General features: G+C 63.5%; 17 protein-coding genes and 1 pseudogene. 7 read left to right on the forward strand and 11 right to left on the reverse strand.

Annotation, left to right across the window (positions count from 1 at the left end; all coding sequences use genetic code 11):
• The 6 genes from pstB to DDF70_RS21790 form a co-directional block, all read right to left on the reverse strand.
• Window positions 1-819 (reverse strand): phosphate ABC transporter ATP-binding protein PstB, encoded by an 819-nt coding sequence (pstB, locus tag DDF70_RS21765; protein ID WP_114946917.1) that lies wholly within the window; start codon window positions 817-819, stop codon window positions 1-3.
• Window positions 816-1,712, reverse strand: a complete 897-nt coding sequence (pstA, locus tag DDF70_RS21770) for a phosphate ABC transporter permease PstA (protein ID WP_114946918.1) — start codon at window positions 1,710-1,712, stop codon at window positions 816-818. Before pstA ends, pstB begins: the two co-directional genes overlap by 4 nt.
• A gap of 10 nt (window positions 1,713-1,722) precedes the next feature.
• A complete protein-coding gene (gene pstC / locus DDF70_RS21775; protein ID WP_425374101.1) occupies window positions 1,723-2,658 on the reverse strand; it encodes a phosphate ABC transporter permease subunit PstC in 936 nt (311 codons plus the stop codon).
• A gap of 72 nt (window positions 2,659-2,730) precedes the next feature.
• Window positions 2,731-3,774, reverse strand: a complete 1,044-nt coding sequence (pstS, locus tag DDF70_RS21780; protein ID WP_114946920.1) for a phosphate ABC transporter substrate-binding protein PstS — start codon at window positions 3,772-3,774, stop codon at window positions 2,731-2,733.
• Window positions 3,775-4,042: 268 nt separating this feature from the next.
• A complete protein-coding gene (locus tag DDF70_RS21785; RefSeq protein WP_114946921.1) occupies window positions 4,043-5,341 on the reverse strand; it encodes an ATP-binding protein in 1,299 nt (432 codons plus the stop codon).
• 54 nt (window positions 5,342-5,395) lie between these two features.
• Window positions 5,396-6,460, reverse strand: coding sequence for a lysylphosphatidylglycerol synthase domain-containing protein (locus tag DDF70_RS21790; protein WP_114946922.1), 1,065 nt, complete (start codon window positions 6,458-6,460; stop codon window positions 5,396-5,398).
• Window positions 6,461-6,779: 319 nt separating this feature from the next.
• Between DDF70_RS21790 and DDF70_RS21795 the strand changes: the two genes are divergently transcribed.
• On the forward strand, window positions 6,780-8,171 hold the full coding sequence (locus DDF70_RS21795) for a sensor histidine kinase (RefSeq protein ID WP_114946923.1): 1,392 nt from the start codon (window positions 6,780-6,782) through the stop codon (window positions 8,169-8,171).
• Between the two features lie 6 nt (window positions 8,172-8,177).
• Window positions 8,178-8,723 (forward strand): bifunctional adenosylcobinamide kinase/adenosylcobinamide-phosphate guanylyltransferase, encoded by a 546-nt coding sequence (gene cobU, locus DDF70_RS21800; protein ID WP_114946924.1) that lies wholly within the window; start codon window positions 8,178-8,180, stop codon window positions 8,721-8,723.
• Window positions 8,724-8,732: 9 nt separating this feature from the next.
• On the opposite strand, the gene DDF70_RS21805 is transcribed toward cobU, so the two are convergent.
• Complete coding sequence (locus DDF70_RS21805; RefSeq protein ID WP_245435597.1) at window positions 8,733-9,551, reverse strand: ABC transporter substrate-binding protein; 819 nt, start codon at window positions 9,549-9,551, stop codon at window positions 8,733-8,735.
• A 527-nt stretch (window positions 9,552-10,078) separates the two neighbouring features.
• Between DDF70_RS21805 and DDF70_RS21810 the strand changes: the two genes are divergently transcribed.
• The gene (locus DDF70_RS21810; RefSeq protein WP_114946926.1) at window positions 10,079-11,239 is read left to right on the forward strand and encodes a transglycosylase SLT domain-containing protein; all 1,161 of its coding nucleotides are present in this window, start codon (window positions 10,079-10,081) and stop codon (window positions 11,237-11,239) included.
• Here DDF70_RS21810 and DDF70_RS21815 read toward each other — a convergent pair.
• Together DDF70_RS21815 and DDF70_RS21820 are read right to left on the reverse strand one after the other, a co-directional pair.
• The gene (locus DDF70_RS21815; RefSeq protein ID WP_114946927.1) at window positions 11,191-12,519 is read right to left on the reverse strand and encodes an MFS transporter; all 1,329 of its coding nucleotides are present in this window, start codon (window positions 12,517-12,519) and stop codon (window positions 11,191-11,193) included. The genes DDF70_RS21810 and DDF70_RS21815 overlap by 49 nt on opposite strands.
• A 158-nt stretch (window positions 12,520-12,677) precedes the next feature.
• Window positions 12,678-12,908, reverse strand: a complete 231-nt coding sequence (locus DDF70_RS21820; protein ID WP_114946928.1) for a hypothetical protein — start codon at window positions 12,906-12,908, stop codon at window positions 12,678-12,680.
• Window positions 12,909-13,096: 188 nt separating this feature from the next.
• Here DDF70_RS21820 and ggt point away from each other — a divergent pair, with 188 nt between their 5' ends.
• The 3 genes from ggt (at window position 13,097) to DDF70_RS21835 (ending at window position 17,098) form a co-directional block, all read left to right on the forward strand.
• Complete coding sequence (ggt, locus tag DDF70_RS21825) at window positions 13,097-14,854, forward strand: gamma-glutamyltransferase (RefSeq protein ID WP_114946929.1); 1,758 nt, start codon at window positions 13,097-13,099, stop codon at window positions 14,852-14,854.
• Window positions 14,855-14,918: 64 nt separating this feature from the next.
• Entirely contained in the window at window positions 14,919-15,824 is a 906-nt protein-coding gene (gene rfbD / locus DDF70_RS21830) for a dTDP-4-dehydrorhamnose reductase (protein ID WP_114946930.1), read from the forward strand.
• An 83-nt stretch (window positions 15,825-15,907) separates the two neighbouring features.
• Entirely contained in the window at window positions 15,908-17,098 is a 1,191-nt protein-coding gene (locus DDF70_RS21835) for an O-succinylhomoserine sulfhydrylase (RefSeq protein ID WP_114946931.1), read from the forward strand.
• Here DDF70_RS21835 and DDF70_RS36800 read toward each other — a convergent pair.
• Together DDF70_RS36800 and DDF70_RS21845 are read right to left on the reverse strand one after the other, a co-directional pair.
• Window positions 17,073-17,246, reverse strand: a pseudogene (locus tag DDF70_RS36800) (DUF2243 domain-containing protein); the annotation flags it as partial. The gene DDF70_RS21835 and the pseudogene DDF70_RS36800 overlap by 26 nt on opposite strands.
• 53 nt (window positions 17,247-17,299) lie before the next feature.
• Window positions 17,300-17,677: a hypothetical protein gene (locus tag DDF70_RS21845; protein ID WP_114946932.1), complete on the reverse strand. Its 378-nt coding sequence runs from the start codon at window positions 17,675-17,677 to the stop codon at window positions 17,300-17,302.
• Between the two features lie 341 nt (window positions 17,678-18,018).
• Here DDF70_RS21845 and DDF70_RS21850 point away from each other — a divergent pair, with 341 nt between their 5' ends.
• A complete protein-coding gene (locus DDF70_RS21850; protein ID WP_162820567.1) occupies window positions 18,019-18,225 on the forward strand; it encodes a hypothetical protein in 207 nt (68 codons plus the stop codon).
• Window positions 18,226-18,287 lie beyond the last annotated feature (62 nt).

Consider the following 18,287-nt stretch of genomic DNA (forward strand, 5'->3'; position numbering starts at 1 on the left):
TCAGCCGAAGCGGCCCGTGATGTAATCCTGAGTTTGTTTCTTGGTCGGGTTCATGAACATCTTGGTCGTAGGCCCGAACTCGATGAGCTCGCCGAGATACATGAATGCCGTGAACTGCGAGATGCGCGCCGCCTGCTGCATGTTGTGCGTGACGATCACGATGGTGAATTCCGAGCGCAGTTGTTCGATCAGCTCCTCGATCTTGCCCGTCGAGATCGGATCGAGCGCCGAGGTCGGCTCATCGAGCAGGATCACCTCCGGCCTCTGCGCGATGGTGCGCGCGATGCACAGGCGCTGCTGCTGACCGCCCGACAGGCCCATGCCCGACTGGCGCAGCTTGTCCTTCGCCTCGTCCCACAGAGCCGCCTTGCGCAGGGCCTCCTCGACACGCCCGTCGAGTTCGGATTTCGGCAGCTTCTCATAGAGTTTAATTCCGAACGCGATGTTGTCGTAGATCGACATGGGGAACGGCGTCGGCTTCTGGAACACCATGCCGACACGGGCGCGCAGCTCGTTCACATCGATGTTGGATGAGAGCACGTTCTGCCCATCGAGCAGGATCTGGCCGTCGGCGCGTTGTTCCGGGTACAGGCTGTAGATGCGGTTGAAGGTGCGCAGCAGCGTCGACTTCCCGCAGCCGGACGGGCCGATGAGGGCCGTCACCTGCCGGTCGTAGAAGTCGATCGATATGTCCTTCAGGCTGCGGAAATCGCCGTAGTAGAAATTGAGGTTCTTGACGGCGATGCGAACCGGCGCGCCCGTGTCCGCAGCGGCCGCGTTGCCGATGGCGCTGCTCGTGTTGAGGGCAATCGTGCTCATCGGACTTTATCCTTCTTCAGGAGCAGGCGCGCCACGATGGACAGCGCCAGGATCGACATGGTGATGATGAGGGCGCCGGCCCAGGCGAGTTCACGCCAGTTCTCGTAAGGCGCGAGCGCAAACTGATAAATCGTAACGGGCAGGTTCGAGACGCCGCCCATCAGGGTCGGGCTGAACCAGAAGTTGTTGTTGAGGGCCGTGAAGAGCAGCGGCGCGGTCTCACCCGCGATACGCGCGGTCGCCAGAATCACGCCCGTCACCATGCCGGCGCGTGCCGCCTTCCAGCTGATCTTCATGATCACTTTGGACATGGGAGCGCCAAGAGCCGCACCGGCTTCTCGCAGCGATCCCGGCACGAGGCGGAGCATGTCCTCCGTCGAGCGGACGATGACCGGAATGGCGATGATCGCTAAGGCGACGCCACCGGCCCAGCCCGAGTAGCCGCCCATCGGCTGCACCATGAGGATGTAGACGAAGAGACCGATGAGGATGCTGGGCGCAGCGAGCAGAATATCGTTCACGAAGCGGATGACCGTCGCCAGAACCGAGCCCTTGCCGTATTCGGCCAGATAGGTCCCGGCGAGCACGCCGATGGGCGTCGCCACCACGATTCCGAGCGTGGTGAGCACGAGACTGCCGACGATGGCGTTGGCGATGCCGCCTCCCTGTGTCCCAGGACCCGGGGTCGTCTCCGTGAACACTGCGGGCGAGAGACCACCGATGCCCTCATAGAGAAGCATCAGCAGGATCCAACCGAGAACGAAGGCCCCCAGCAGGGTGAACAGGGTGCAGGCGACCTTGAGCACGCGGTCGGCCAGATAGCGGCTGCGGCGCACGCGACCCCAGGGCGCGGGTGCCGCGGTCGGGGCCTGGTTATAGACGGCGGTATCCATCCTTCACCTCTCAAGGAGTCTTGACGCGGGCGATCAGAAGACGCGCGAGAGCAAGAACAATGAACGTGACCACGAACAGAATGCAGCCGAGAGCCAGCAGGGCACTCATGTGCATGCCCGATGCTTCGTTGAACTCGTTCGCGATACGGGATGCGATCGTCGAACTTGGATCGAAGAGCGACAAGGACAGGCGGTTCGCGTTTCCGATCACGAAGGTCACCGCCATCGTCTCGCCCAGAGCACGTCCCAGGCCGAGCATGACGGCTCCGATGATGCTGACACCCGCCTGGGGGAGCAGGACGTAACGCACCACTTCCCAGGTGGTGCAGCCGATGCCGTAGGCGCTCTCACGAAGAATGCTGGGGATCTGGTCCAGCATGTCGCGTGTGATCGACGCGATGAAGGGAATGATCATGATTGCCAGAATGATCCCCGCCGTCAGCATGCCGACGCCGGACGGCACGCGCGCATAGAGAACGGTCCCGAGGATCGGCATGCCCTCCACGATCGTCGTGAGGGGAATCTGCACGTAGTTGGCGAAGAGCGGAGCGAAGACGAAAAGGCCCCACATACCGTAGATGATGCTGGGAACGGCAGCCAGCAGCTCGATGACGGTCGAGACCGGACGCCGGAGCCACGGCGGGCAGAGCTGCGTGAGGAAGATCGCGATCCCGATGGAGATCGGCACGCCGATCACGAGAGCGATCAGGGCCGACGTCAACGTGCCGGTGATGGCGACCCAGGCGCCGAACTGCTCGCCTCCCACGTTCCAGATGCTGGACGTGATGAACCCGACGCCGAACTCCTGGAAGGCGGGCCAGCCTCCATAAATCATCGTTCCGATGATGCCGGCCAGGACCGCAAGAACGATCAGGGCCGAGCCGTAGCTCGCCCAGCGAAAGCCTCGATCGAAGACAGGTGAAGAACGGCGGCGGATGGACTGCATGTTGCTCGACACAAGGATCTCATCAGACATAACAGCCATCCGCCTTACTCCATCAACAGATCAGGGACCAGCTTACATCTTGTAGACGGGCTCACCGGCGCTGGTCTTGATGTCCTTCGACCAGGTCGAGCGGATCTGCTCGACGACGTTGTCCGGCAGCGGGACGTAGTCCAGGTCGGAGGCGAGCTTGTCGCCGTTCTTGAAGGACCAGTCGAAGAACTTCAGCACCTCGGCGGTCTGCTCCGGCTTCTCGGCCGTCTTGTAGACCAGGATGAAGGTGGGGTTCGTGATCGGCCAAGCTTCTTCGCCGGCCTGGTTGGTCAGCGAGATGCCGAAGCCGGGAGCCGACGACCAGTCGGCGCTGGCGGCAGCGGCTTGGAACGACTTGATCTCGGGCTGCGGATACTTGCCGGCCTTGTTCTGGAGCAGGGTGTAGGGAATGTTGTTCTGCTTGGCATAGGCGTACTCGACGTAGCCGATCGAGTTCGGAACCTGCTTCACCGTCGCGGCGACGCCCTCGTTGCCCTTGCCGCCTTGACCGATCGGCCAATTGACCGTGGTGCCGGCGCCGAGCTCGCCCTTCCAGGCGTCGGAAACCTGGGACAGGTAGGTGGTGAACACGCTGGTCGTGCCCGAGGAGTCCGAGCGATAGACCGGGGTGATGTTGGCGTTGGGCAGATTCACGCCGGCGTTCAGCTGGGCGATCTTGGGATCGTTCCACTTGGCGATCTTGCCCTGGAAGATGTCGGCCAGGACCTGTCCCGTCAGCTTGATCTGACCGGATTGAACGCCCTGAATATTCACGACGGGAACGACGGCGCCCATCACGGTCGGGAACTGCAGAAGACCGTTCTTGTCGAGGTCCGCGCCCTTCATCGGGGCGTCGGTGGCGCCGAAATCGACCGTCTTGGCCTGGATCTGCTTGATGCCACCGCCGGAACCGATCGACTGGTAGTTCATGCCGTTGCCCGTCTCCTTCTTGTAGGCTTCAGCCCACTTCGAATAGACCGGGAACGGGAAGGTCGCGCCTGCGCCGGTGATGTCGGCCGCAGATGCCGTGGTCGTAAGGCTCGCGACGGCAAGGCCGGCCGCAATGGCGTAGGACAAAATCTTCACGGTAAGTCTCCTGTTCATAAGCGCGACAGGCAGCCCGAGCATCGGACCCAAAAGTGGATTGCACTTTTGGGAGCCATCCGATGCTCCAGCTTTACCGGCGCATCGCCGATGCGGAAAACCGGTTTCCACTTTTCCGCACGATGCGCCCAATGCCTGGGCCGCGTCACGCGATGGGACTGCTAGGCCCGACGGATGTCTCCTCTACGACAGTTGGATGACAATTAAATGACACCCCCAAAGGATCCCTTGGGAGGGGAGAAACTGCCCGCTACGAGCGAGGCCCCGCCTCCGGGAACCGGACCGTGAAGCGGGCGCCCTGCCCCGGCTCGCTGGCGATGTCGAGCTGGGCGCGATGGCGGTTGACGATGTGCTTGACGATGGCGAGCCCGAGACCGGTTCCGCCCTTGTCCCGGCTCTGCACCACGTCGACCCGGTAGAACCGCTCGGTCAGGCGCGGCAGGTGCTCGGGCCCGATGCCCGGGCCATAATCCTTCACCGAGAAGGCGACCTGCGGCACCGGCTCTCCGGTCCGGACGACCTCCACATCCACCCTCCCGCCGCTCTCGCCGTATTTCACCGCGTTCTCGATCAGGTTCTCCGCCACGCGCAGGAGCTCGTCCCGGTCGCCGAGGACGAGGACGGGCCGGTCCGGCAGAGTCGCCCGGATGGCCACGCCCCTTTCCTGCGCCAAGGGCGAGAGGGTTTCGACCATCTGTGAGGCGATGGAGGCGAGATCGAGGGTCTGGGTGGGCGACAGGTGGGCGCGCATCTCGATGCGGGACAGGGACAGGAGATCGTCGATCAGGCGCTTCATGCGCTGCGCCTGGCCCTTCATGATGTCGAGGAATCTCTCCCTGGCCTTGGCATCGTCGCGGGCGGGCCCCTGAAGAGTTTCGACGAATCCCAGAAGCGAGGCCAGGGGCGTGCGCAGCTCATGGCTCGCATTGGCGACGAAATCGGCCCGCATGGCCTCCAGCCGCCGGGCCGATGTGAGATCGCGGAAGAACAGGACGACGCCCGCCTTCACCTCCGCATCCGCGACGTCCGCCTGCAGGGGGCCGATATGGACCTCGAAGGTCCGCTCCGTCGGGATGCGCTCCGAATACTCGACCTTGAGGGCCTGGCCGCTGTCCAGCACCTCCTGGATGCCGTCGAGCACGTCCGGGGTACGCAGGGCAAAGGACAGGGGGTGTCCGGCCTTCAGGCCCGCCAGAAGATCGTAGGCGGCCCGGTTCGCCTCGATCACCACGGCCCGCTGATCCACCAGAATGACCGGATCGGGGATCTGGGCCAGAACCGCCTCGGCCACGCTGGAGCGGGAATTCGCCTTCGGCGTCAGGGTGATCCTGGTTCCGAGCCCGAGACTGCGCTTGGGGGCGGCGACGAGAAATCCCGCGAGAACGGCAACCGCGGCCCAGACCAGGAGCCATCCGTCCCCTTGGCCCCGCACCAGTGAAACGAGGACCAGCACGAAACAGGTCACGACCGTCCCGCGCAGGGCGACGTCACGGATGGCAGAGGCTCCCTGTCGGAGGGTGTCCGGCGAGAGGTCGTCGGGATCGCTCATGGGGGGTGTCTCGGAGGCGCGGTCTACCTTCTTTAGGAGAGGCAGGCCCAGGTGTCATCTCCCGCCGAGTTCGACCTCGCCCGCAAGTTCCTCGTCATCCGGCTTGAAGGACAGCCGGGCGGCCCGGATGCGATTGCGGATCTCGTAGGCCCCGAGGATCGCAAGGGCGATCACGAAGGGGATGAGGTAATAGCAAAGGCGGTAGAGGAGCAGCGCTCCCAGGACCTGCTCCCGGGGATAGTTCGACAGGGCCAGAAGAATGGTGGCCTCGAAGACCCCGAGCCCGCCCGGTGCATGGCTCGCCACGCCGAGCATGACGGCGAAGATGTAGACCGCCAGAAAGGTCTCGAAACTGAGATTGTGGCCCCCGGGCAGCAATACGAAGAGAACCCCTGCGCCGGCGCAGACGTCGCCGGCGCCGATCAGGATCTGGGCCAGGGACAGGCGAAAGCCCGGCAGTTCCAGCTTCCAGCCCTGGATCCTCACGGCGCGGCGCTTGATCGAGACCCAGACCATATAGCCGATGACGAAGATCGCCGCGCCCAGGCCCGCCAGCTGGTTCATCCAGATATGGGTGTAGACGAGGCTTGCCAGCTCGTCAGCCTTGCTGATCAGGCTCAAGGCGAGGACGAGCGCCATGCCGAGCCAGAAGGTCACACCGGCGATCACGGTGAGGCTCGCCACCCGTCCCGGGCTGACGCCCTTGGGGGAATAGATCCAGTAGCGGACCGTGCCGGCCGTCAGCAGGGGAAACCCGAGCGTGAAGCTCACCGCGTAACTCGTGAAGGAGGCGAGCGCGGTCGTCCGATAGGGGATCTGCAGCTTGAGCTGCCGCAGGGCAATGGCATCGTAGCAGGTCAACAGGCTGTAGCTGATGGCGGTGAGGAGGACCGCGAGCCCGATCTGGCGCAGGCTTGCGGCCGTGAAGGCCGCTTTCAGCTCGTTGACATCGATTTCCGATACGATGTGCCAGAGAACGACCAGCGAAGCACCGAACAGGAGAATGCTCGCCGCCATCCCGATCCAGGCGAACCGGCGGGAACGGCGCTCCTTCGGATGAAGGGCTTCGGCAGAGGACATCTCCGGCTGGGGCGCCGGGCGGGGGCTCAAATCATTCATGAAAACGGTCTATCAGCCTCAGCGTGGAAAAGATCGCATCGGGTACGAGGGCTGTCCTGCATCTATGCTCTGGCCGAAGGAACCGCCAGACGTCGGCCGCCTTTTAGATCATCGGACCCAAAAGTGAAATGCACTTTCGGGATCCATCCGATGCTCCACCTTTTGAAGAGCGCATCGGTTTCGACAGGCTGGCGCTACGCTTTCGCCGGAGAAATCGCTGCGGACGACCGATGTGGGTTGTCAGCCCCGAAAAAGGCCTACAACAATGGTTCCGCTGCATCGGAGACTTGGCTGCAGGGTCGGTCCTCAGGAGTTTTGAGTGGATTTCAAGGAAACGGAAACGCAATTTGCTGTTCTGGCGGAGTCGCTGCCTCAACTCGTCTGGTCGTCCCGCCCCGATGGATCTGTTGATTACGTGAATCGCCGGTGGCGTGAGTTCACAGGGCTTTCCAGCGAGCAGCTTTTTGGGAACGGCTGGGAAGCGGCCATTCACCCCGACGACCTGCCTGAAGTCCTGCAGCATTGGCACAGATCCCTGGAAGCCGGGCAGGATTATGAACGGGAGTACCGTGTCAGGACGGCTGCTGGCGACTACGAATGGTTTCTCACCCGGGCCATTCCGATCCAGGACCTGACGGGAAAGATCACCCGCTGGTTCGGCACGAGCACCAACATCAATGCCCAGAAGAAGGCCGACGAGACCATCCGCATGCTCGAGAGCCAGTACCGCCTTGCTCTGGAGGCCGCCGATCTCGGGACATGGCAGATCGACCTGGAAAAGCAGCTAATCACCTGGGACGAGGGCTCATGCGCTCTCTACCACATTCCCCACAACGGATTTTACAGCATGACCCTGGAAGACGCCTGGGCAATGATCCACCCGGAGGATGTGGAAGGCGTCAAAGAGCGGATCGCAGCAGCGGCTGCCTCCGGATCCGACGGCAAGTACGACAACGAGTATCGCGCCATCCTACCCGATGGGAAACTTCGCTGGTTCCGCTCGCATGGACAGGCCGTTTACGCGAACGAGGACAAGAATCGTCGTGCCATCAGCATTTGTGGCGTCGTCAGCGACATTACGGAACATCACGCTCTAGAGGAGGCCCAAAAGCTTCTGACACGGGAGCTCAACCACCGGGTGAAGAACCTGTTTGCCATCGCCAACGGCATGGTCTCGATGACCGCCCGCACGGCGAAGGACACGAAGGACATGGCCAATGCCCTGCGCGGGCGCCTGAGTGCCCTGTCGCGGGCCCACGAACTGGTGCAGCCCGTCACGGCAGGTGAGCCGGGCAAAGGTTCGGACGTGGAGCTTGCGCGGCTGATCGAGGCGGTTCTGGAACCCTACCGGCAGGCCGGCCAGAACAAGATCACCATCGAGGGACCGAGCGTTCTCGTCGGGTCCAACACGACCACGAGCCTTGCCCTCGTCCTGCACGAACTCGCGACGAACGCCGCCAAATACGGCTGCCTGTCCTGCCAGGAGGGCGTATTGGCCATCCGGTGGAGCTTGCAGGATGAGAATGTCGATTTTCACTGGACCGAGACCGGCGGCCCCCGCATCGAGACACCCCCGACCTTTGAAGGGTTCGGCACCCAGCTGTCGCAGCGAAGCATCACGGGGCAGCTCGGCGGCACGCTCGATCGGGACTGGCGTCCGGAAGGCTTGTGCGTTCATATGGTCCTGCCGCTCAACCGCCTGACCGCCTGATCGACCATGTCCACCTATCGCCGCGTCCTGGTCCTGGGCGGAGCCCGCTCCGGAAAAAGCCGCACCGCGCTGCAGCTCGCCGAGAGCACGTCCACGGAGCGGACCTACATCGCTACGGCCCAGGCCTATGACGAGGAAATGCGCGAGCGGATCGCGCAGCATCGCACCGAGCGCGACGGATCGTGGCGAACGGTCGACGCACCCCTCGATCTCGTGGAAGCCGTGCGGACGCAGACCGCACCCGGGCGAGCCGTGCTGGTCGATTGCCTGACCCTGTGGCTGTCCAACATCATCCTGGCCGAGCGCGACCCGATCCATGAGGCTGACCGGCTGGTTCAGGCCGTTCAGGACGCGGGAGGGCCGCTGATCCTCGTGTCGAACGAGGTCGGTCAGAGCATCGTGCCCGCGACGCCTTTGGGACGGCGGTTCCGTGACGAGCAGGGCCGCCTCAACCAGAGAATCGCGGAGGCCTGCGAGGCCGTTGTCTTCGTCGCGGCCGGCTGCCCGATCCTGCTCAAGCCGGCCCCTCCCCTGCAGCTGAGGCTGGAATAACGCCGTCGGTCACCGGATCCTGGCCCGCACCTCGGCGCCCAAGGCATCGATGGCGGCGGGCGTCGAGGGGCCGCCGCAGATGGTGAGCCGGCCGGGAAGCGCCAGGCGCCGGTTGGAGGGTAACGCCTTAGTCAGGGCCGGGTGAGCGAAAAGCGCCGTGCCGTTGTCGACCGCCTGGCTCGACGCCTCATCGACAAGCATGAAATCCGGTGGCGTCGTTACAAGGGCCTCGAGCCTCGCCACGCCGCCGTGAGTCAGCCCCAGCGCCTCCTGATGCAGCCTGAAACCCATATGGACCAGGATCTCGCCGAGTAACGACCGGGCTCCCATGACCCAACCGCCTCGCTCATAGACGAGGATGCTGGGGCCCCTTGGAACAATGGCCTTCACCCGATCCAAGCTTGCGTCGATCTGAGCGATCAAGTCCTCGCCGCGCTCCGGATGCCCGAGCCTTCGGGCCAAGGCGCGGATCTGCCCGCGCCCGTCCTCCAGGCTCGTCCAGGGCCCGAAGGTCAGAACCTCCAGCCCCTGCCGCCTCAAGAGGGCGACCTGCTCCTGCTGGCCGTAGGTGCCCGTCAGCACGAGATCAGGATTGGCGAAGAGGACGGCCTCGGCGCCGCCGTCGCTCCGGGACACCCCAGCGGCCTTTCCGGCCAGAAACGAGAGAGACATGTCCGCGGCGAGACGGCTGACAGACAAGATCTGGCTCCGGTCGGCCAGAGCCAGAAGAAGCTGGTCGGTGCAAAGGTTGAGGGAGGCGACTCGAACAGGCCTTGTCTGAGCCTGCGCACCCGCGGAGAAGAGCGTCAGGCACGACAGCAGAACCAATGCTGCGCGGCAGCTGACAGAGCGGTGGAGCATTGTGGGTGTTTCGATCCCCGGCACGCAAGTTCTCTATCATGCAGGACATATCGGCGGAAACGCTCGTCTATCCAGCAGGCCGGCAGGGCGCAAATTGGCCCTTCAACAGAAGGCCCGGACGGGAACATGGCACAGCCACCATGCTAGGCCGCGTGACCTGAGGATGCTCGAGCCTTTCAGTATTACCTTACCTTCGGTTAAGTTTATTAAGCTATTGTCATCTCATCACATCGTATTATTCACCCTGCGTCATCTCGCCATCAGTCATGTCTTCCGTCAACAAAGCTTTTCGTTGAAAAACAAGGCTTATTCGAAGATGAACGTCTATTAATAAACCAACACAAATCGTCGCACCCTGGAACATTTTCGGATTTTTACCGCCAAGCTGACCTATTCTGGACATATCAGGCCATCACATACTTTCCCCGTCGAACGAAGAACGACCGTACACCCGCCTCGGTGGAGAAACGGTGCATTTGTGGGGACTTATCCATATGCAAATCGCTCTGACAGCGTCTCAGGACGCATGCCAGCAGACGGCTATTTGCCTTGAGAACGAGAGGAAGACCGGTTTCCGGTCCCTTGTTGACGCTTGCCGCTCACCCTCGCAGGGAGGGAAAACCCTGCTGGATCTCACCAAGTGCTTCGGGCTCAGCGCATGCCTGACGATTGGCATCGGCACGGCGATCCACACGCATTCCGCCTCGGCGGCCGAGGCATGGACGGCATTGCCGCCGAGCCTCGACGCCGGTCCGAATGCCATCCGGCTGCCGCCCGCCCCTTCGACGGCGCCATTCTCCATGTCCAGCCAGGAAGCAGCATCAGCCGATCCGCTCGAAGCCATCGTTCCGGCCGCGGCAGCGGAAGCGACGACGGCGGAACTGCAGAGGCAGATCATCCTGTCCATTCCTCTGACGGAAGAACCAGCTTCGGCGGGTTCCAAGGATGGGGAGACTGTTTCCCGCGAACTTACGGAATTCATGGAGTTCGAGGAGATGCGCGTTCCCGTCTGGATCGTCGACACGATCCTGCGGGCATCCAAGGCCACCGGCGCCGATCCGGTCTACATGATGGCGCTTGCCGACAAGGAATCGAGCTTTCTGCCCGGCAACAAGGCCTCGACTTCTTCCGCCGTCGGCCTGTTCCAGTTCATCACCAGCACCTGGCTCGATGCGGTACGCTCGTTCGGTCCCCTGCATGGACTGACGGCTGAAGCCGAGGCAATCTCGGGCGCGGGAGCCAAGATCGACGTGGCGGACGCCACGATGCGCGAGCACATTCTCGGACTGCGCCGGAACCCTTACATTTCAGCCCTCATGGCGGCCGAGATGATGAAGCGTGACAAGGCCAAGATCGAAGGCAAGCTCGGGCGGCAGCTGAGCCGGTCGGAGTTCTATCTTTCCCATTTCTTCGGCGTCGACAGCGCGAGCAGGTTCATCGCCCTGGTGGACGACACACCGAAGAAGAGCGCGCCGGACGCCTTCCCGGCAGCCGCCAAGTCCAACAAGTCGCTGTTCTTCACCAAGGACGGCAAGAAGACCCGCCAGCTCAGCGTGGCCGAGGTCTATGACAAGATCGACGGGATGATCGACAAACGCCTCAACCGCTACGAGGCCGTATCGGCCCGTGCCACGGCTGACGCTTCACCCTTCTGATCGGACTCGTCCGCTCCGCGTCGGCTGTCCGCCGCAGGAGCCTGACCGTCGACGGCCTGGATGTCCGCACGGGGTGTCAGGCTTGCCGTGGCGGAGCTGGTGGGTGCGATATCGGCAAAGCCTCCCTTGGCCGGAGAGCGCTCCACCTGAAGAATCCGTACCACGATGAACGCGACGAGCCCGAGCGAGGCCACGCCCGAGTAGATGAACAGACCCTTCGGCCCCATCATCTCCATGGCCGCCGCGCCGAACAGAGGGCCGACGGTGACGCCGGCCGCCCAGGAAAACAGCAGCGTCCCGACCGTGGACACGATCTGCCCCGGATCGACGATATCGCACGCATGGGCCACGCAGACCGAGTAGATGCATAGGGCCAAGCCGCCCCAGGCTGCGAACGACCAAAGGATCAGCAGGTTGGCACCCTGCGCACTGGCCCAGAGGATCAGAAGCGACACGAGGCTCGTCCCTGCGGCCAATCCCGCGATCACGTAACGCCGGTCCGCCCTGTCGGAGAGCCACCCGAGCGGCCATTGCATGGCCAGGCTGCCGGCCTGGAGAGCGAAGAGAAGGGCTGCGGCCTGGTCCTGGCTCAATCCGATGCTGACGCCGAAGACGGGCGTAATGGCGATGACCGGGCCGTTGACCAACCCGACCACGAAGGCGCCCACTACGGCAGATGGCGCGGTGGCGAACAGCTTCCGAACCTCGATCCGCACGCCCTGCGGGGCGGCAGGCTCCGTTGTCGTCGTTGCGGCAATCGGCAGGAGCGAGAGCGTGATCAGAGCGCTCACGGTCATGAACAGGCCGTCCGTACGGATATCGCCGAAGCCGATCCCGAGGGGAGACAGCATCAGGGCGACCTTGGTGCAGATCATGTAGATCGACAGGATCCGCCCGCGATGGCTCGACGTGGCGCGGGCGCTGATCCAACCGTCCGTCACGGTGAAGATGCAGGCAAGCGTGACGCCGGTCAGCCCGCGCAGAACGATCCAGGCCAAGGTCGAGTGCGCCTGTGTCATGGCGAGGATCAGGACGGCCACCATCGCTGCGAGGCTGGCGAAGGCCCGAATGTAACCCACATGCCTGATGAAGCTCGGAGCCAGGAAACAGCCCGTCGAGAAGCCGAGTCCGTAGGCGGCCGCCACGACGCCGATGGAGGCGACCGAAATCCCCTCGGCTTGCATGCGCAGGGGCATGAGCGCCTGAAGCAGACCGTTGCCAGCTTGCAGCAGGGTGGTTGCGGCCGTGATGGTCCAGATAAGGGCGAGGGAGGCGTTCACAATCGAATCGGGATGAAAGGCGGCGGGCGCGAAAGTCAGTCAGATAGAAGACAGGTGCCGCTTAAGATCAAGTTTCGATCGGAATGGACGGGGGTGTTCTTTAGTCGGTTCGGCATGCCCGGCCGGATCAGCCGGACATGCAGGAAAGCCGCCGGACCTCAATGGCCCGGCCGGTCCTTCTGAAAGCTCGCAAAAAGATAGAAACCGTTGAAGCGCACGCCTTCCATGGCCGCCTTCCGGTCGAACCCGAGCGGCGCGTCCTGGCTCTCGAGCCGCCCACCGAATTGCCAATGCGGTTCGACGACGAATGAAGGGACGGAGCGCTCTTCCGGCACGGCACAAACCAGCCCGTCCGGTTTCGTGCTTCGGAACAGATTATATGAGTACATGTCCTGCTCCCTTATTCGCATCACGAATCGCACCCTGCCGGAAAAGAATGACAGGAGTGTGTTGTTGCATCGCAGCAAGTGCGGATTTTCTTCTTTTCGTCGGCCCGATGGAAGTGGCGCAAAGGGATGATCCTTTGTTAGGCTGACCCTCTCCATGGGACCGAAGAACCAGAGAGGAAGCACGCTGCATGATCACTCACAACGCTCTTCGACGAAACCTTCTGAGCATCGGCCTTCTCGCGGGTATTGCCCTGCCCGGCCCGGTTTTCGCGCAGGCTCTCGCCCCTGCGCCCGAGGCTCCCACCGGGCGCACGACCAAGTCGGTCGGAACGGCGACGAAAGACATGGTTGCCGCCGCCAATCCCCTGGCCGCGCAGGCAGGCCGGGAGATCCTGGCTGCCGGTGGAAGCGCCGTCGATGCGGCGATTGCGGTTCAGCTCGTTCTCAATCTCGTCGAGCCTCAGAGCTCCGGCATCGGTGGCGGTGCCTTCATGGTTTTCTGGGATGGGAAGACCATGACCACCCTCGACGGCCGGGAGACCGCCCCGGCCGCAGCCAAGCCCGAACGCTTTCTCGGGCCCGACGGCAAGCCAATGAAATTCTATGATGCCGTGGTCGGCGGCCGTTCGGTCGGCGTGCCGGGCACGCTGCGCCTGCTTGAAGCGGCTCACAGGAACTGGGGCAAGCTCTCATGGCAGCAGGTGATCGAGCCGGCTGCTCGCCTCGCCGAGGAAGGCTTTGCGATTTCGCCGCGCCTCAACGGGCTCCTAACCCAGGAGAAATATCTCCAGAACGATCCCGTGGCACGGGCCTATTTCTACGAAGCGGACGGTACGCCGAAAGCCGTGGGAACGGTTCTCAAGAACCCGGCCTTCGCCAAGACCCTGCGGACGATCGCCGAGAAAGGCGCCGATGCCTTCTACACGGGCGAGATCGCGCAGGACATCGTGAGCACCGTGACGGGCCACGCGACGAATCCCGGCGACATGACCCTGGACGATCTCAAGAGCTACAAGGTCCAGGAGCGCGACGCGCTCTGCGGGAACTACCGGACCTACAGGATCTGCGGCATGGGTCCGCCGAGCTCGGGACAGGTCGCCGTGCAGCAGATCATGGGTATCCTGGAAACGCAGGACATGGCCTCCCTGAAGCCCGGACCGGATGCGGTGCACTGGGTCGCCGAGGCAGGCCGCCTGGCCTATGCCGACCGGGCACTTTTCCTGGCCGATCCCGCCTTCGTGAACGTGCCGGTCAAGGGCCTGACCGATCCCGGCTATCTCAAGAGCCGGGCCGCACTGATCGATCCCAACAAGTCCATGGGCAAGGCGAAGCCGGGCGATCCGCCCTTCCAGAAGACCTTCCTGTGGGGCCCGTCCGAGGGAATCGAATTCGGCACGAGCCACATGTCCATCGTGGATCGCAACGGCAATGCGGTATCGATGACGACGACCATCGAGGATGGCTTCGGATCGCGGCTGATGACGAAGAGTGGATTCCTGCTCAACAACGAGCTGACGGACTTCTCCTTCGCCACGATGGAGGACGACAAGCCCGTCGCCAATCGCGTCGAGCCCGGCAAACGCCCTCGCTCCTCCATGGCGCCGACCATCGTGCTCGACGGCAGCGGCAAGCTCTACGCGGTCGTGGGTTCGCCGGGCGGCAGCCTGATCATCAACTACGTGGCCAAGACCCTCGTGGGCCTTCTCGACTGGAAGCTCGATCCTCAGGTGGCCGCCGACCTTCCCAACGTGGGCAGCCGCAACGGTCCGACGGAACTCGAGGCCGGAACGGAGGCCGAAGGGTGGAAGGCCGCCCTCGAAGCCAAGGGCCATGAGGTCAAGCTGATCGACCAGAATTCAGGCATCCATGCTATCGTCGTGACGCCCGAGGGACTGGTCGGCGGCGCCGACAGCCGCCGCGAAGGCGTTGCCATCGGCAACAACTGATCTTGCTTGGGCGGCCCTGTTGCGACAGGGTCGCCTTCATCATCGAAGGGGATTGCGGGTGTCCATGCGTATCATCGTCGTCGGCAAGGAAGGTCAGGTCGCGCGCGCCCTGGCGGAGCGGGCGCGGGCCCATGGTGCACAGGCTGTACTCGTCGGACGTCCCAAGCTCGATCTTGCCGATCCGTCGGGCATTGAGGACGCCCTGATCGATACCGGGGGCGACGTGATCGTGAATGCCGCCGCCTACACGGCCGTGGACCAGGCCGAATCCGACCGGGAACTGGCGGAGGCCATCAACGGCATCGGCGCCGGCGTCGTAGCCGGCGCCGCGACGGCCATGAACGTGCCCATCATCCATCTGTCCACAGATTATGTCTTCGACGGCACGGCCGACCGCCCCTACCGCGAGGATGATCCGGTCTCGCCGCTCGGAGCCTACGGCGCCTCGAAGCTACTGGGCGAGGAAGCCGTGGCGGCGGAGGCGGAGAACCATGTCATCCTGCGCACCGCCTGGGTCTACAGCCCCTTCGGAAAGAACTTCGTCAAAACCATGCTGCGCCTCGCGGCCGACCGCGACGAGCTCGGGGTGGTCGGAGACCAGTTTGGATCGCCCACGAGCGCCCTCGATATCGCCGACGGGATTTTCGCAGTGAGCCGCAACCTTCTCGAAAGGCCGGAGGACGGGAGCCTGCGCGGGCTGTTTCACATGACCGGGACAGGCTTTGCGAGCTGGTCGGACTTTGCCGCGGAGATCTTCGCACTGTCCGCCCGGTTCGGCGGTCCCTCTGCCAGGGTCCGGCCGATTGCGACAGCGGATTATCCGACGCCGGCCAAGCGCCCCGCCAATTCCAGGCTCGATTGCACCAAGCTGAAGGATGTTCATGGAGTGGAGCTTCCGCCCTGGCGCAATTCGTTGGAGCCTTGCGTCAAGCGGCTGATCGAGGAAGCGCGCAAGGAAGTCCTGCGCTGACGAGGGCCCGGAGAAGGATATTATGAAATTTTCCGCGAAAGAAGACGATTGTTCTTTTTAAAGAACAATCGTAGGATCGCTCCATGACCTCGCCGCAGCACCCCGATTACCGCCTGGAAACCCGCCTCGTTCATGAAGGCCATCAACGCACGCCCTTCGGCGAGACGTCCGAGGCGCTCTTTCTGACACAAGGCTTCGTGTATGAAAGCGCCGAAAGTGCCGAGCGGCGGTTCCTGAACGAGGAACCCGGCTACAGCTACAGCCGCTATTCCAACCCCACGATCGACGCCTTCGAGCAGCGCATCGCCTCCCTTGAAGGAGCCGAGGCGGCCCGGGCGACGGCGAGCGGGATGGCCGCGGTGACGGCCGCCATGGTCGGGCAGGTTCAGGCTGGCGACCATGTGGTGGCGGCGCGCGCGCTCTTCGGTTCCTGCCGGTGGGTGGTAGAGGATTTCCTGCCCCGCTTCGGCGTCGGCTGCACCCTCGTCGACGGTGCGGACCTCGACCAGTGGCGGGCCGCCGTCCGGCCGGAGACGAAGGCCTTTCTGCTCGAAACGCCAACCAATCCGGGCCTGGACATCATCGATATCGCGGCCGTGGCCGCCATCGCGCACGAGGCCGGTGCGACGCTGACCGTCGACAACGTCTTTGCCACGCCCCTCTTCCAGAAGCCCCTCGCCCTCGGGGCCGATTGCGTGGTCTATTCCGCCACCAAGCACATCGACGGGCAGGGCCGGTGCCTGGGCGGCGTGATCCTGGCCTCGACCGAGTTCATCGAGACGAAGGTGCAGCAATTCCTGCGCATGACAGGACCTTCCATATCGCCTTTCAATGCCTGGGTGCTCCTGAAGGGCCTCGAGACGCTCCCCTTGCGGGTCGAGAAGCAGACGGCGACGGCGGGCTATCTCGCGGATGCGCTTCATGGCCATCCCAGGCTCCAGCGGCTGATTTATCCGGGACGCCCCGACCATCCCCAGGCCGAGCTGATCCGGCGCCAGATGAGCGGCGCCTCCACGATGATCGCCCTCGACGTCAAAGGTGGAAAGGCCGGTGCTTTCCGCTTCCTGAACGCGCTCAGGCTCATCCGGATCTCGAACAACCTGGGCGATGCGAAGAGCCTCGTCACCCATCCGGCGACGACGACCCACCAGCGCTTCACCCCTGAGCAACGTGTGGAGATGAACATTCCGGACGGACTCGTGCGCCTGTCCGTCGGGCTGGAGCATCGTGATGATTTATTGGCAGATCTTACCACTGCCCTTGAGAGCGTCTGACTTCAAACCGGGAAACGGTCTCGCGCCGACCTGAGCGGAGAAGGAGCCAGCCGCCGACCAGCATGGCCGCGCCCCAGATCAGGAAGCCGACATCCCAGGTGATCCATTGCTCCCGCGGCATGGTTTCGTTGACGTGATGGATTCCGAGGAGCTGACTCGAGACGTCTCACCGTCCATGATGCATCAAACCCTTGACCAGCATCATTGAGGCGGCTGGGTTGGAGCGGGAGCCGAGGGAGTTCTCGTCGCCGCTCCCTGCTGGGACTGCATGCGGTCGAACAGCCGCAAGGCCGCGTCGACGCAGGCCTGCGTGGATTCGCGACTGCCGCAGACAACGCGAAGCTGCGTGTCGCCGCTGCGGAGGAAGAAGCGGGCGCCCTGCGCGTCAGGGCGGCCCCAATCCTCATCGTCGTCCCGCATCATCGGGCCACGACTGCGATCCCTGGCGCGATCCCATTCGTCGTGCCTGCCGCTCCAGCCGCCGCGACCCGAATCATCGCGATCTCGCGACGATTCCTGACTCACGGCGCCCGTCGCGAAGAAGGCGAGACCGACCGCCAGAATCAAAGCATTTTTCATCGGAACCTCTACGAATGGATGTGAACAGGCCACGGGCCTCTTGGTTCCTGATTGCAGACTGCAAGTGACGCATCGAACAACGCCTGTCGTGCGCGGCACGAAGCGGCTTCTGAGCGGAACCCTGAGATCGCCTTCACGTTGGCCCACTGCTCATGCTGCAAAGGAGGCGATCATGAGATGCCAGTTCTGCCATCAGGACGTCGAGAACCCTTGCCATACCACTCAGGAGATGCAGCGGCGCGCGGAAAGCCATGTGGAGCGTTGCGAACATGCTCTCCAGGATCGGCAGGGCATGAGATCCGGCACCCACCGCAGCGATGTCCAAAGCAACGGATGAGCCGATGTCCGGCAAAGCTGAAGACCGGACTCGTGGATTGGCGGAGCGGAGCGTGAACACCAGCATCGTGCATCCGACCGAGAGCAATCCCGGGCATCGGATCCGAAACGTCCGCTCCGCAGCCGACCGTCGTCTGGAGGAGAACGACCAGCGCGAGGGCATGGACAAGACTCGTCGCGATATCAGGAAAGCCGGTGACACTGACCAGTAACCGACCCGTAGGAGTGGAGCGATGGCACGGAAAGCCCGGATGAGACCATCCTGGAAGAAGGC

It is taken from the genome of Microvirga calopogonii, from assembly GCF_003347665.1.
In the GTDB taxonomy this organism is placed as follows: Bacteria; Pseudomonadota; Alphaproteobacteria; order Rhizobiales; family Beijerinckiaceae; genus Microvirga; species Microvirga calopogonii.